The 14,002-nt window shown below is 56.9% G+C and carries 12 protein-coding genes; 4 read left to right on the top strand and 8 right to left on the bottom strand.

Translation table 11 applies throughout. From position 1 onward, the window contains the following. Nucleotides 1-30: 30 nt before the first annotated feature. The 7 genes from ispC to rpsB all read right to left on the bottom strand — a co-directional run bounded on the left by ispC (nucleotide 31) and on the right by rpsB (nucleotide 6,103). Nucleotides 31-1,221: a 1-deoxy-D-xylulose-5-phosphate reductoisomerase gene (ispC, locus tag RGU44_RS01340; protein WP_322180488.1), complete on the bottom strand. Its 1,191-nt coding sequence runs from the start codon at nucleotides 1,219-1,221 to the stop codon at nucleotides 31-33. Further along, nucleotides 1,218-2,033, bottom strand: a complete 816-nt coding sequence (locus RGU44_RS01335) for a phosphatidate cytidylyltransferase (protein WP_322180490.1) — start codon at nucleotides 2,031-2,033, stop codon at nucleotides 1,218-1,220. Before RGU44_RS01335 ends, ispC begins: the two co-directional genes overlap by 4 nt. Next, a complete protein-coding gene (uppS, locus tag RGU44_RS01330; protein ID WP_322180491.1) occupies nucleotides 2,033-2,788 on the bottom strand; it encodes a polyprenyl diphosphate synthase in 756 nt (251 codons plus the stop codon). Before uppS ends, RGU44_RS01335 begins: the two co-directional genes overlap by 1 nt. Nucleotides 2,789-2,803: 15 nt before the next feature. After that, the gene (gene frr, locus RGU44_RS01325) at nucleotides 2,804-3,361 is read right to left on the bottom strand and encodes a ribosome recycling factor (RefSeq protein ID WP_322180492.1); all 558 of its coding nucleotides are present in this window, start codon (nucleotides 3,359-3,361) and stop codon (nucleotides 2,804-2,806) included. After that, a complete protein-coding gene (pyrH, locus tag RGU44_RS01320) occupies nucleotides 3,358-4,101 on the bottom strand; it encodes a UMP kinase (protein ID WP_322180494.1) in 744 nt (247 codons plus the stop codon). Before pyrH ends, frr begins: the two co-directional genes overlap by 4 nt. Nucleotides 4,102-4,304: 203 nt before the next feature. Next, nucleotides 4,305-5,174, bottom strand: a complete 870-nt coding sequence (gene tsf, locus RGU44_RS01315) for a translation elongation factor Ts (protein ID WP_322180496.1) — start codon at nucleotides 5,172-5,174, stop codon at nucleotides 4,305-4,307. A 185-nt stretch (nucleotides 5,175-5,359) separates the two neighbouring features. Beyond that, nucleotides 5,360-6,103 (bottom strand): 30S ribosomal protein S2, encoded by a 744-nt coding sequence (rpsB, locus tag RGU44_RS01310; RefSeq protein WP_219061233.1) that lies wholly within the window; start codon nucleotides 6,101-6,103, stop codon nucleotides 5,360-5,362. Nucleotides 6,104-6,423: 320 nt separating this feature from the next. Between rpsB and map the strand changes: the two genes are divergently transcribed. The 4 genes from map (at nucleotide 6,424) to RGU44_RS01290 (ending at nucleotide 12,118) form a co-directional block, all read left to right on the top strand. Then, nucleotides 6,424-7,221 (top strand): type I methionyl aminopeptidase, encoded by a 798-nt coding sequence (map, locus tag RGU44_RS01305; protein WP_322180498.1) that lies wholly within the window; start codon nucleotides 6,424-6,426, stop codon nucleotides 7,219-7,221. A 47-nt stretch (nucleotides 7,222-7,268) separates the two neighbouring features. Next, nucleotides 7,269-9,968 (top strand): [protein-PII] uridylyltransferase, encoded by a 2,700-nt coding sequence (locus tag RGU44_RS01300; protein WP_322180500.1) that lies wholly within the window; start codon nucleotides 7,269-7,271, stop codon nucleotides 9,966-9,968. Nucleotides 9,969-10,056: 88 nt separating this feature from the next. Beyond that, nucleotides 10,057-11,250, top strand: coding sequence for a succinyldiaminopimelate transaminase (gene dapC, locus RGU44_RS01295; protein WP_322180502.1), 1,194 nt, complete (start codon nucleotides 10,057-10,059; stop codon nucleotides 11,248-11,250). 118 nt (nucleotides 11,251-11,368) lie between these two features. After that, nucleotides 11,369-12,118 (top strand): M12 family metallopeptidase, encoded by a 750-nt coding sequence (locus tag RGU44_RS01290; RefSeq protein WP_322180504.1) that lies wholly within the window; start codon nucleotides 11,369-11,371, stop codon nucleotides 12,116-12,118. A gap of 8 nt (nucleotides 12,119-12,126) precedes the next feature. On the opposite strand, the gene RGU44_RS01285 is transcribed toward RGU44_RS01290, so the two are convergent. Next, nucleotides 12,127-13,773: a Na+/H+ antiporter gene (locus RGU44_RS01285; protein WP_322180507.1), complete on the bottom strand. Its 1,647-nt coding sequence runs from the start codon at nucleotides 13,771-13,773 to the stop codon at nucleotides 12,127-12,129. Nucleotides 13,774-14,002: the final 229 nt, after the last annotated feature.

The following is a 14,002-nucleotide window of genomic DNA, read 5'->3' as shown; positions in this document are numbered from 1 at the left end:
CAATCGCCTGCGCCGTCTAATCTACCGCCGTTACCGCCCGTTGCGACCGAGCCATTGCTCAGCCAAACCGCGCGCTTTTGAATCTATCTCGAATACCGCATCGAGCTCCTCTACCGCAACGACGGGCTCAAGATTCAAAACCTCATCAATGATACTCGCGATCTCCGGATAGCGGATGCGCCGCTCAAGAAACGCTGCAACGGCAACCTCATTGGCAGCGTTGAGCATCGCTGGCGCGCTGTTACCCGCCTCCGCTGCCTGCCGTGCCAGACGCAGGCATGGAAACCGCTGCTCATCCGGGGCCTGGAAATCCAGGCGCGCAATACTGAACAGGTCCAGCGGCGCAACACCCGAATCAATCCGATTCGGCCAGGCCAGCGCATGAGCAATCGGCGTACGCATATCCGGGTTACCAAGCTGAGCCAACACCGAACCATCCACATAGTCAACCATGGAGTGGATCACACTCTGCGGATGAATAACCACTTCAACCTGATCGGGCCGCGCATCGAACAGCCAGCAGGCTTCGATCAATTCGAGCCCTTTGTTCATCATGCTGGCGGAGTCTACAGAAATCTTGCGCCCCATTGACCAATTAGGATGGGCGCACGCCTGTTCTGGAGAGACATACATCAATTCAGACAAGGGCGTTTCACGAAACGGACCGCCTGAAGCGGTCAACAGAATACGGCGCACGCCGACCGAACCCAAGCCACCGGCATAGTCATTGGGCAAGCACTGGAAGATCGCGTTGTGCTCGCTGTCGATCGGCAGCAGTACGGCACCGCTACGCTGCACAGCCTGCATGAACAACGCACCGGACATCACCAGCGCTTCTTTGTTGGCCAGCAGCACCTTCTTGCCCGCCTCGACAGCTGCCAGGGTAGGACGAAGCCCTGCTCCACCGACGATCGCCGCCAATACGGTATCGACCTGAGGATGAGCCGAGACCTCGCACAAACCGCGCTCACCTACCAGAACCCGTGTATCAAGGCCGGCAGCCGCCAGATCATCTTGCAGACCGCGAGCGAGATCAATGTCGGGCACCACGGCAAACCGGGGTGAGTGGCGCACACACAGCGCCAACAACTCTTTCAAGCGACTGAATCCGGTGAGCGCAAAAACCTGATACCGCTCAGGGTGACGAGCGATGACGTCAAGCGTGCTCAGTCCAACGGAGCCAGTAGCGCCCAGGACCGTTATTTGTTGAGGCTTACTCACAGCGTCCCCCAACTGGCAGCCCAGAGCAGTACCGCAAAAACGGGGATGGCAGCAGTCAAACTGTCTATGCGATCCAGCACGCCACCATGACCCGGCAGTAGACTACTGCTGTCCTTGATGCCGGCCTGACGCTTGAACATGCTTTCAGTCAAATCACCGACGACCGAGATCAATACTACGCTTGCGGCGCCCAGCAAGCCCATAAGGAGTTGCGAGCCAGACCAGCCGCGAACCATTCCGACAATCGCGGTGATCAGCAGACTGGCGATCAAACCACCGAACACACCCTCCCAGCTCTTGCCTGGACTGACCCTGGGCGCAAGCTTGCGCTTGCCAAAAGCCTTCCCGGAGAAATAAGCGCCGATATCGGCACCCCAAACCAACACCATGACCGCAAGGATCAACCCATTACCCAGAGGCCATTGCTTGATCAGAACCAATCCCTGCCATGCGGGTAATAGAACCAACAGACCGATGATCAACTTGCAGGCAGCGCCAGACCAGTAAGCACTGGTATCCGGGTAGGTCAGCACCAGGATGGTTGCCACCAGCCACCACAGCACTGCAGCACCTAAAACCCAAAGCGCCAGACCTGGCAGCAAGTGCAGCAACAGCAGCAAGACGGCGATTAGCGCAGCATAGGCAACCCGTGCAGGCCGGGCAGCAAAACCCGCCAGACGTGCCCACTCCCAACCCCCCAAAGTCACCACTACGCCAATAAACAGGGCAAAACTTGCACCTTCGAGCAGAAAAAAACCGCATAAGGCAATCGGCAGCAGGATCAGTGCGGTGATGATTCGTTGTTTCAGCATTAAGCCCGGGCTCCAGCTTCTACCTGTTCGCTCGTTTTACCGAAGCGGCGTTGGCGGGAAGCGAAATCTGCCAGCGCAGTGCGCATGGCGTCGTGTTTGAAGTCCGGCCAGAAAAGGTCGGAAAAGTACAGCTCGGCGTAGGCGAGCTGCCAGAGCAAGAAGTTACTGACACGATGTTCGCCGCCGGTACGAATACACAAGTCCGGTAATGGCTGATCACCCGTTGCCAGACACGTCTGCAACAACTCAGGAGTGATTTCCTCCGGACGCAGACGCCCGGCCTGAACCTCGCGAGCCAGATGCTGGGCAGCCTGGGCAATATCCCATTGTCCGCCGTAGTTAGCCGCAATCTGCAGCACAAAACGACCGGGGCCGGCAGTCCGCTCTTCAGCTTCACGCATGGCAGCCTGCAGCTCAGGATGAAACCGTGAACGGTCACCAATGATCCGCAAGCTGATCGCGTTATCGTTCAAACGCCGGGTCTCACGGCGCAGAGCCGTGAAAAACAACTCCATCAAAGCACCGACTTCCTCAGCCGGGCGCTGCCAGTTCTCACTGGAGAAAGCGAACAGGGTCAACACCTCGACCTTCGCTTCAGCGCACACCTCAATGACCGCACGAACAGCATCCACGCCTGCTTTATGCCCGGCGACACCGGGCAAAAGACGCTTTTTCGCCCAGCGATTATTACCATCCATGATGATTGCGACATGGCGCGGCACCGATGACGGTGCCGCCTGCTTGGTCTTATCCATAAACGCCCAGGCCCTTTATACAGCCATCAGATCCGCTTCTTTTTGCTTCACTGCCGTTTCGATATCCGCCACGAACTTATCCGTCAGCTTCTGAATATCATCGGCAGCGCGACGCTCTTCGTCTTCGCTGATTTCTTTCTCTTTGATCAGATCCTTGAACTGGCTCAACGCATCGCGACGGATGTTACGAACAGCCACCCGAGCATCTTCCGCAGCATCACGAGCTTGTTTTGTGAAGCCCTTACGGGTCTCTTCAGTCAAAGCCGGCATCGAGATCAGAAGCAGCTCGCCCAGGTTCGTCGGGTTGAAGCCCAGCCCGGCACTCTGAATAGCCTTGTCGACGGCTCCGAGCATATTGCGCTCGAATGCCACGACCTGCAGGGTGCGCGAGTCCTTGACGGTCACGTTCGCAACCTGATTCAGAGGGGTATCGGAGCCATAATAAGGCACCATCACACCGCCCAGAATGCTGGGATGAGCCTGACCAGTACGAATTCGGCTGAATGCGTGAGCCAGGGACTCCAGGGTTTTCTGCATACGCGTTTGAGCGTCTTTCTTGATTTCGTTGATCATTGCTCGCCTTCCTCGATCAGGGTTCCTTCAGCGCCACCATGTACGATATTCAGCAGGGCGCCGGGCTTGTTCATGTTAAATACGCGCAGCGGCATTTTATGATCGCGGCACAGACAGATAGCGGTCAGATCCATCACACCCAACTTGCGATCCAGAACTTCATCGTACGTCAGATGATCGAACTTCTCGGCATTTGGGTCTTTGAATGGATCTGCGGTGTACACACCATCGACCTTGGTCGCTTTGAGCACTACGTCGGCATCGATTTCGATCCCTCGCAGACAAGCGGCCGAATCGGTGGTGAAGAACGGGTTGCCAGTGCCTGCGGCGAAAATCACCACATCCTTGGCGTTGAGATGACGCATGGCTTTGCGACGATCGTAATGATCGGTCACGCCCACCATGGAAATGGCCGACATCACGATAGCCGAAATGTTAGCTCGTTCCAGCGCATCACGCATGGCCAGAGCGTTCATCACAGTGGCCAGCATGCCCATATGATCGCCTGTCACCCGATCCATACCGGCAGCACTCAAGGCCGCCCCACGGAATAGATTGCCACCACCAATAACCAGCCCGACCTGAACCCCGATACCGACCAACTGACCAACTTCAAGGGCCATGCGATCCAGGACTTTCGGGTCAATGCCGAACTCTTCGGAGCCCATCAGGGCCTCGCCGCTAAGCTTGAGTAGAATGCGTTTATAGCGAGCCTGATAACCACTGCCCTGCTGAGCCATTGCGAATCTCTCCTGCGGCGTTTAAAAAAATTCTGTGCGAGCTGTTTTCAGCCTGCGATTACTCTAGCTGACGGTACGACACCGTCAGGGGATGCAGCCTTGTAAGCCACTTCCCCAAGGAAAACAAATTCCTTTTACCTATTTGACGAAGAGGCCGCTCGCGTGAGCGGGCAGCCTCTTCGGGGCGACAGTGTGAAACCGTCTTATTGCTTGCTTGCAGCCACTTGTGCGGCAACTTCTTCAGCGAAGTTGTCGACTGGTTTCTCGATGCCTTCGCCTACTTGGAAGCGAGTGAAGGAAACGATTTCAGCGCCGGCTTTCTTGGCCAGTTCACCGACCTTGATTTCCGGGTTTTTGACGAACGCTTGTTCGACCAGACTTGCTTCAGCCAGGAACTTCTGAATGCGACCGCCAACCATTTTCTCAACGATTTCGGCTGGCTTGCCTTTGATCTTGTCTTCGTTGAGGCTCATGAACACGGCTTTTTCGCGTTCTACAGCTTCTGCGGAAACTTCCGAAGGCAGCAGGAACTCAGGGTTGCTGGCAGCAACGTGCATAGCGATGTCTTTGGCCAGGTCAGCGTCACCGCCTTTCAGGACAACAACAACACCGATCTTGTTACCGTGCAGGTAAGCATTGACCACGTCGCCTTCAACCCGAGCCAGACGGCGGATGTTGACGTTTTCGCCAACTTTCGCGATCAGAGCTTCACGGGCCAATTCCTGAGCGACGATCAGCGGAGCTGCGTCAGTCAGTTTTTCAGCAAATGCTTTTTCAAGGCTGTTGTTCACGAATTCTTTGAAGTCGTCCTGCAGGGCCAGGAAGTCGGTCTGCGAGTTGACTTCGAGGATCACTGCACTTTTGCCATCTTCGGCAACTTTGACAGCAATGGCGCCTTCAGCAGCAACGTTGCCTGCTTTCTTGGCGGCTTTGATGGCACCAGAGGCGCGCATATCGTCGATTGCTTTTTCGATGTCGCCGTCAGCCTTGGTCAAGGCCTTTTTGCAATCCATCATGCCTTCGCCAGTGCGCTCACGCAGTTCTTTGACCAACGCTGCAGTAATTTCTGCCATTTCAAATTCCTCTTGGATAGGTCTTAAAACCATTCCACCCGACCGAACGGGCGTTCAAATTCTTGAAAACCGCTGCTGGCTGCGGCACATGACTGCAAGGCGGCGCCAACATATGGTTTCCGAGGGGGCAAAAAGGGGGCCAGGCCCCCTTTTTGCGTACCGAGTAAACGCTAGGCGTTTGCTACTCAGCCTTCAACGACTGCGGCAGCTGGAGCTTCTTCGACGAACACGTCGGTGCCGCCGTTAGCGTTGTTGCGGCCACGGATAACAGCGTCAGCCATCGAACCCATGTACAACTGGATGGCGCGAATGGCGTCATCGTTGCCTGGGATGATGTAATCAACGCCTTCCGGGCTGCTGTTGGTATCGACTACGCCGATAACCGGGATACCCAGCTTGTTAGCTTCGGTGATCGCGATGCGCTCGTGATCAACGTCTATAACGAACAGTGCGTCAGGAAGACCGCCCATGTCCTTGATACCACCCAGGCTACGATCCAGCTTTTCCAGATCGCGAGTGCGCATCAGCGCCTCTTTCTTGGTCAGCTTGGTGAATGTGCCGTCTTCTGCCTGAATTTCAAGCTCGCGCAGACGCTTGATGGAGGCACGGATGGTTTTGAAGTTGGTCAGCATGCCGCCCAACCAGCGGTGATCGACGTAAGGCGAGCCGCAACGTGCAGCTTCTTCAGCGACGATTTTGCCAGCGGAACGCTTGGTGCCAACAAACAGAATCTTGTTTTTGCCCGAAGCCAGTTTTTCAACGAAAGCCAGAGCTTCGTTGAACATAGGCAAGGTTTTTTCAAGGTTGATGATGTGAATCTTGTTACGTGCGCCGAAAATGTATTTACCCATTTTCGGGTTCCAGTAACGGGTTTGGTGACCGAAGTGGACACCGGCTTTCAGCATATCGCGCATGTTGACTTGGGACATGATAGTTCCTAGATAAGTCGGGTTAGGCCTCCACGTATCCCAATGACCAACCAACAGCTTCAAGCTGAGGGCACCCAGGTCATCGTGTCGACACGTGTGTGGGTTTAAGCTTCTGGGACATACCCAGGAAAGCGGCGCATTTTATACCATAAAAGGCCGGATAACGGAACACGAAATAAGCACCGCCGCAAACGTCCTTTTGCGCCGTACACGCGGGGCCACCTCGCGCATATATAAAGCGATGATCACCCGCAGCCTGACGGTCTGTTAGAATCGCGTTTTACGTGTTTAGCCGCGCCACACCGCGCCGAGAGAATTTTATGACTGTCACCATCAAAACCCCCGAGGATATCGAGAAAATGCGCATCGCCGGCCGTCTGGCTGCCGACGTGCTCGAAATGATCGGCGCTTACGTCAAGCCTGGCGTGACCACGGACGAGCTGGACCGTATATGCCATGACTTCATCGTCAATGAGCAGAAGGCGATTCCGGCCCCGCTGAACTACAAGGGCTTCCCCAAGTCGATCTGCACCTCGATCAACCACGTGGTGTGCCACGGCATTCCAAACGAGAAGCCGCTCAAGGATGGCGACGTCCTGAACATCGACGTCACGGTAATCAAGGATGGCTACCACGGCGATACCAGCAAAATGTTCCATGTTGGCAAAGTGCCAGAGTGGGCTGAGCGTCTGTCGAAAATCACGCAAGAGTGCATGTATAAAGGCATTGAGCTGGTTCGCCCAGGCGCTCGCCTTGGCGATATCGGCGAAGTGATCCAGAAACACGCCGAAAAGAATGGTTTTTCCGTGGTGCGCGAATACTGCGGTCACGGCATTGGCAAGGTCTTCCATGAAGAGCCGCAAGTACTGCACTATGGCCGTGCTGGCACAGGCATGGAGCTCAAGGAAGGCATGACCTTCACCATTGAGCCCATGATCAACCAAGGCCGTGCCGAAACCCGCTTGCTGGGCGATGGCTGGACCGCGATCACCAAGGATCGCAAGCTGTCTGCCCAGTGGGAACACACGATCCTGGTCACGGCAGACGGGTATGAAATTTTCACCCTGCGGAGCGACGACACTATTGCCCGCACATCGACAGTAAGCGCGTCGGTATAAACCACGTCGTTAAAGTCAGGCCTGATAGATAGAAGGAAAGCCGTTCAATGCCGCAGGTGGATCCAGAATTATTCGACCGCGGCCAGTTCCAGGCCGAACTGGCCTTGAAAGCGAGCCCCATTGCCGCTTTCAAGAAAGCCATTCGCCAGGCCCGCGAAGTGCTCGACGGACGTTTCCGCTCGGGTCGCGACATCCGGCGCCTGATCGAAGATCGTGCCTGGTTTGTCGATCACATCCTGCAGCAGGTGTGGGAACAGTTCGACTGGAGCGACGAGGCGGATATCGCCCTGCTGGCGGTTGGCGGCTATGGTCGCGGCGAGCTGCATCCTTATTCAGACATCGACCTGCTGATCCTGCTGGACAGCGCCGACCACGAGGTTTTTCGCGAGCCCATTGAGCGCTTTTTGACGTTGCTATGGGATATCGGCCTGGAAGTCGGCCAGAGTGTGCGCTCGGTCGATGAATGCGCACAGGAAGCCATCGCCGACCTGACAATCATCACCAACTTGATGGAAAGTCGTACGATTGCCGGCCCCGAACGCCTGCGCCAGCGCATGCTTGATGTCACTAGCCCCGCCAGGATGTGGCCGAGCAAAGAGTTTTTCCTGGCCAAGCGTGCAGAGCAGAAAGCCCGCCATCACAAGTACAACGACACCGAATACAACCTGGAACCCAACGTCAAAGGCTCTCCTGGTGGCTTGCGCGATATCCAGACCATTCTCTGGGTCGCCCGTCGCCAGTACGGCACCTTGAATCTGCACGCGCTGGCGGGCGAAGGTTTTCTGCTGGAAAGCGAAAACACTCTGCTCGCCTCATCCCAAGAGTTTTTGTGGAAGGTGCGCTACGCCTTGCACATGCTTGCCGGCCGATCGGAAGACCGCCTGCTGTTCGACCATCAAAGCAGCATCGCCCGCCTGCTCGGCTACGAAGACGGCGATGCGAAGCTAGCAATCGAACGCTTCATGCAAAAGTATTACCGCGTGGTCATGAGCATTGCCGAACTGAGTGATCTGATCATTCAGCACTTTGAAGAAGTCATTCTTTCAGAGGAAGGGAGCGGCACGACTCAGCCGATCAATTCGCGCTTCCAGCTGCATGATGGCTACATCGAAGCCTCCCACCCCAATGTTTTCAAGCGCACCCCCTTCGCGATACTGGAAGTTTTCGTGCTGATGGCTCAGCACCCGGAAATCAAGGGCGTTCGCGCCGACACGATTCGCTTGCTGCGCGAACATCGGCACCTGATCAACGACGAGTTCCGTAACGACATTCGCAACACCAGTCTCTTTATCGAGCTGTTCAAGTGCGAGTTCGGCATCCATCGCAATCTGCGCCGGATGAACCGTTACGGGATTCTGGGTCTGTACCTGCCGGAATTCGGCCATATCATCGGCCAGATGCAGCACGACCTGTTCCATATCTATACCGTCGACGCGCACACCCTGAACCTGATCAAGCACCTGCGTAAGCTGCAATACACTCAGACCTCAGACAAGTTTCCGCTGGCTAGCAAGATTATGGTCAAGCTGCCCAAGCCCGAACTGATCTACCTGGCAGGGCTGTATCACGATATTGGCAAAGGCCGCGGTGGCGACCACTCGGAACTGGGCGCTATCGATGCCGAAGTCTTTTGCCAACGCCATCAACTGCCGATCTGGGACACCCGCCTGATCGTATGGCTGGTGCAAAACCATTTGGTGATGTCGACCACCGCCCAGCGCAAGGACTTGTCCGACCCGCAGGTCATCCATGATTTCGCCCAGTTCGTTGGCGATGAAACCCACTTGGATTACCTCTACGTCCTGACCGTGGCCGATATCAACGCAACCAATCCAACGCTGTGGAACTCGTGGCGCGCCAGCTTGTTGCGCCAGCTGTACACCGAGACCAAACGCGCACTGCGTCGCGGCCTGGAGAACCCTGTCGACCGTGAAGAGCAGATTCGTCGTACGCAAAGTGCCGCGCTGGACATTCTCGTTCGCAGCGGTATCGACCCGGATGACGTCGAGCAACTATGGGCGCAGCTTGGGGATGATTATTTCCTGCGGCACACCGCTGGCGATGTGGCCTGGCACAGCGATGCAATCCTGCAGCAGCCTGCCGATGGCGGCCCGCTGGTGCTGATCAAGGAAACCACTCAGCGCGAGTTCGAGGGCGGCACTCAAATCTTCATCTACGCTCCCGACCAGCATGACTTCTTTGCCGTGACCGTGGCCGCCATGGATCAGCTCAACCTGAACATTCATGACGCCCGCGTCATCACCTCCAGCAGCCAGTTCACCCTCGACACCTACATCGTGCTCGATAACGATGGCGGCTCAATTGGCGACAACCCTGTACGGATCAAGCAAATCCGCGAAGGGCTGACCGAGGCCCTGCGCAACCCCGATGACTACCCGACCATCATCCAGCGCCGGGTACCCCGCCAGCTCAAGCATTTTGCCTTCGCGCCACAGGTCACGATCCACACCGACGCACAACGCCCGGTCACGATCCTGGAACTGAGCGCACCTGATCGCCCTGGCCTGCTGGCGCGAATCGGCAAAATCTTCCTGGAGTTCGACCTGTCATTGCAAAACGCGAAAATCGCCACGCTCGGCGAGCGGGTGGAGGACGTTTTTTTCATCACTGACGCGAACAATCAGCCGCTGTCCGATCCACAACTGTGCAGCCGACTTCAGGACGCTATCGTCGAGCAATTGAGCGTCAATCATGAGCCTCACGCAGAGATGCGCCTCAGTATCTGAATGACGCCATTGCAGGCCCACCTTTACGTTTCGACTCAACGGCGCCCGGCCCACTCCCGGGCGCCACGCTCACTGAGACCTACACCCCATGAATAACGCCTTGCAGCAGCTCCAGCCCTACCCTTTCGAAAAACTCCGCGCCTTACTTGGCAGCGTGACGCCCAATGCCGATAAACGCCCTGTCGCGCTGTCCATCGGCGAACCCAAGCACCGCTCGCCTGCGTTCGTCGCTGAAACGCTGGCCGCCAACCTCGATCAGATGGCGGTTTACCCGACTACGCTCGGCATCCCGGCGCTACGCGAAGCCATCACCGCCTGGTGTGAGCGCCGTTTTGACGTGCCCACCGGCTGGCTCGACCCGGCGCGTCATGTGTTACCGGTCAACGGGACTCGCGAAGCCTTGTTCGCCTTCACCCAGACCGTGGTCAACCGCAGCGACGACGCACTGGTAGTCAGCCCAAATCCGTTCTATCAAATCTATGAAGGCGCAGCCTTGCTGGCCGGCGCACAGCCCCATTACCTGCCCTGCCTGGCGGAAAATGGTTTTAACCCGGATTTCGATGCAGTGTCCGCAGACGTCTGGAAGCGCTGCCAGATCCTGTTCCTGTGCTCGCCCGGCAACCCAACTGGCGCACTGGTGCCACTGGAAACCCTGAAAAAGCTGATCGCCCTGGCTGATGAACATGATTTTGTGATCGCCGCCGACGAGTGCTACAGCGAGCTGTACTTTGACGAACAGACTCCGCCACCAGGCCTGCTGAGTGCATGCGTGGCGCTGGGGCGCAAAGACTTCAAACGTTGCGTGGTATTCCACAGCCTGTCCAAACGCTCGAACCTGCCCGGCTTGCGCTCAGGTTTTGTGGCCGGCGATGCCGACATCCTTAAAGCTTTTTTGCTCTATCGCACCTATCACGGTTGCGCCATGCCGGTTCAAACCCAGCTGGCGAGTATTGCCGCATGGAATGACGAAGAGCACGTACGCGCCAACCGAACGCTGTATCGGGAGAAGTTCGACGCCGTGCTGGAGATCCTCGCCCCGGTGCTCGACGTACAGCGTCCCGACGGTGGTTTTTATCTGTGGCCGAATGTCGGGACCGACGACACTGAGTTCTGCCGCGACCTGTATATAGCCGAGCATGTCACCGTGGTGCCGGGCTCCTACCTGTCCCGCGAAGTCGACGGTTTCAACCCCGGCGCCGGACGTGTACGCATGGCGCTGGTTGCACCTCTGGCCGAATGCGTCGAAGCGGCCACGCGTATTCGGGATTTCATCAAAGGCTGATCACGAAATCTGTAGCGGCCAACACACTGGCCGCTACAGCGAACCGCGATAACTATGTACAGCCTCGGTCAGCTCGCCACAGAGAACAATGAGACTCCGCCTACCCTGGAGTTTCACCATGAACGAACTACGACTCTGCAACGCCCGCCGCTTGAGGGACCAACAGGTTTCCTATGAGACCGCCATCGAAGAGAACCCTGACAATGCCGGGGTATCTGTTCCCGGCAGTCGCCGCAAGCGGGCCGTCGGGCATTTTTCCAGGTTCTGGGCCAATGGCCGCACCCTGAAAATCGGTTTTACCGATGAGGACCTGCCCGAACCCCACAAACAAGCCATTATTGCCGCTATCAACCAGTGGCAAGCCTCTGTAAACCTGACGTTCGAGTTTATTGATGGCCGGGAAAACACGCCGGGCTATGGTAAAGGTGACATCCGAATCACGACTGCCTCCAGCGCGAACTACACCCTGATCGGGACCGATGCCAAGGCCAACGACCCGTGGACTCCTACGATGGTGCTGGGTGTAAAACCATCGGACCCGAAGTTCCGATACACCATCATGCACGAGTTTGGCCATGCGCTGGGGGCCGAGCATGAACATCAGCACCCGGAAGCCGATATTCCTTGGGACGTGTCGAAGGTGTACGAACACTACGCGAAAGCCGGTCATTCCGCCGAAGAAGTCGATGAATCGGTGCTTCGCAAATTCGAATCAGACAAAACGACCTACACCGCTTACGACAAGCAGTCGATCATGCATTATCCGGTGCCTAACACCATTACGATCGGCGATTGGGAAGTGGGCCTCAATGCGATGATCAGCGATAAAGACAAAGCCTTCATGCGCAAGGCTTATCCAAAAAGATAAGTTGATGGCTATTTAACCGGCCCCAGATTCGCCTCACTCAGGTCCAACTCACCCAATATCTGACGCAGCGCGTCGTCGCCGATCCGGTGATGACGGCGCAGGCTATAGAGTTCCAGGCGCTGCGCGCGCAACGCGTGCAAACGCAGGCGTCGTTCCAGCTGGTCCATTTGCCAAGCCAGCGCCTGCGCTTCGGAGGTGTCGTTGAACACCTCGAGGTGATGGCGGTATTCGGACATGATCCGCGCTTTGACTTCCATCGCCAAAGCGGCTTGCGCAGCGTCGGGGATGACGCCGGTGTCGGCCAGGTCCTCAGCTTCCAGGGCGTGAATCGCCGCTTCAGCGGTATGCTTCCATGCCTCTCGAACCTCGCGTTTCATCGCGTGGTCCGGGCTTTTAGCGACACCGCGCAGCAACAATGGCAAAGCGATGCAGGCTGCAATCAATGACAGCAGGATGACGCCTGCGGCGATAAAGATCAGCAGATCACGCTCAGGAAAGTCTGCCCCGGCACTGATCAACAGCGGCACGGACATCACACCCGCCAGCGTCACGGCCCCTCGCACGCCACCCACGGTCAGCAGCCAGCCAGAGCGCGCCGTCAGCTCAAGCGATGATTCGCCGCGATCACCCCAGCGCCGCAAGCCGACCATCAGCCGCCAGACGCTCTGCACCCACACATAACGTAACGCCAACAACACCATAAAAATCGCCAATACATCTAGGCAACGCCACAACAGGGTTGGCCAGAGCGACACTTCATGACTGGCGACGGCCTTGATGATGTCCGGAAACTGCAGGCCCAGCAGCAGGAAAATCAAGCCATTGAAAGCAAACTCCAGCAGTGCCCAGACGCTACGATTAAGCAGCCGCGTACTGGTCTGTCGCGGCAGCAGATCCAGCCAGCTTTGCATCATACCGGCGGCCACGGCTGACAGAATCCCCGAAGCGCCCAAGCGTTCAGCCAATACATAGGCAGCGAAGGGCAGGAGCAACATGAACACTACATGGGTCGCAGGGTCATCCCAGCCCCGGGCAATCATCCAGCCACGCAAACGCCCCACCAGCCAGCTCAGCGCTACGCCGATGGCCAAGCCGCCACAGGCGACCAGGACAAATGTCAGGCTGGCGCTGGCCAGCGAGAACACGCCCGTCACCGCCGCCGCCAAAGCAAACTTGAAGGTCACCAGGCCGGAGGCATCATTCATCAAAGCCTCGCCTTGGAGCATATGCATAATTGGCGCGGGCAGCCGATCCTGAGCAATCGCCGACACCGCCACGGCATCGGTCGGCGACAGCACGGCCGCCAAGGCGAAGGCCACCGGCAAGGGGATGGTTGGTATCAGCCAATGGATAAAGAAACCGGCGCCCACCACCGTGAACAATACCAGCCCCACTGCCAAGGTAAGAATCGGCCCGCGAAAACGCCACAACTCGCGCTTGGGCATACGCCAACCATCCGAGAACAGCAGCGGTGGCAGAAACAAGAACAAAAACAGTTCAGGGTCGAGCGCGACATGCAAACCCAGCGTCGGCCAAGCCAGCAACGCCCCGGCAGCGATCTGCAACAGTGGCAACGGCAACGGAATCAACCGGGCCACCAACCGCGACACACCGACCAACATCAGCAAAATAAGGACGGTATAGGCTGTTTGCATAAAGCGGTTTTCCTCGTCGTCCACTAACAGTCAAATGCATGCACCCAGGCAATTGCATACCTTCAAACTGACACATTGACGCTCGACCCTTCCACACTGCCGCACTTAGAGAACGGTCAATTCAATGCTCTTGATTGCAAGAACAGGGTAATCGCTCTGTTTCGCATTCGCCGACCAAGGTAACGTAACGAGAACGATTATTCATTCGACCTAGAGCAGGCTTATTAAC

This window comes from Pseudomonas sp. 5C2 (assembly GCF_034314155.1).
Lineage (GTDB): Bacteria > Pseudomonadota > Gammaproteobacteria > Pseudomonadales > Pseudomonadaceae > Aquipseudomonas.
The sequence above is the reverse complement of the archived record's forward strand: the minus strand, read 5'-3'. Positions and strand labels throughout refer to the sequence as shown.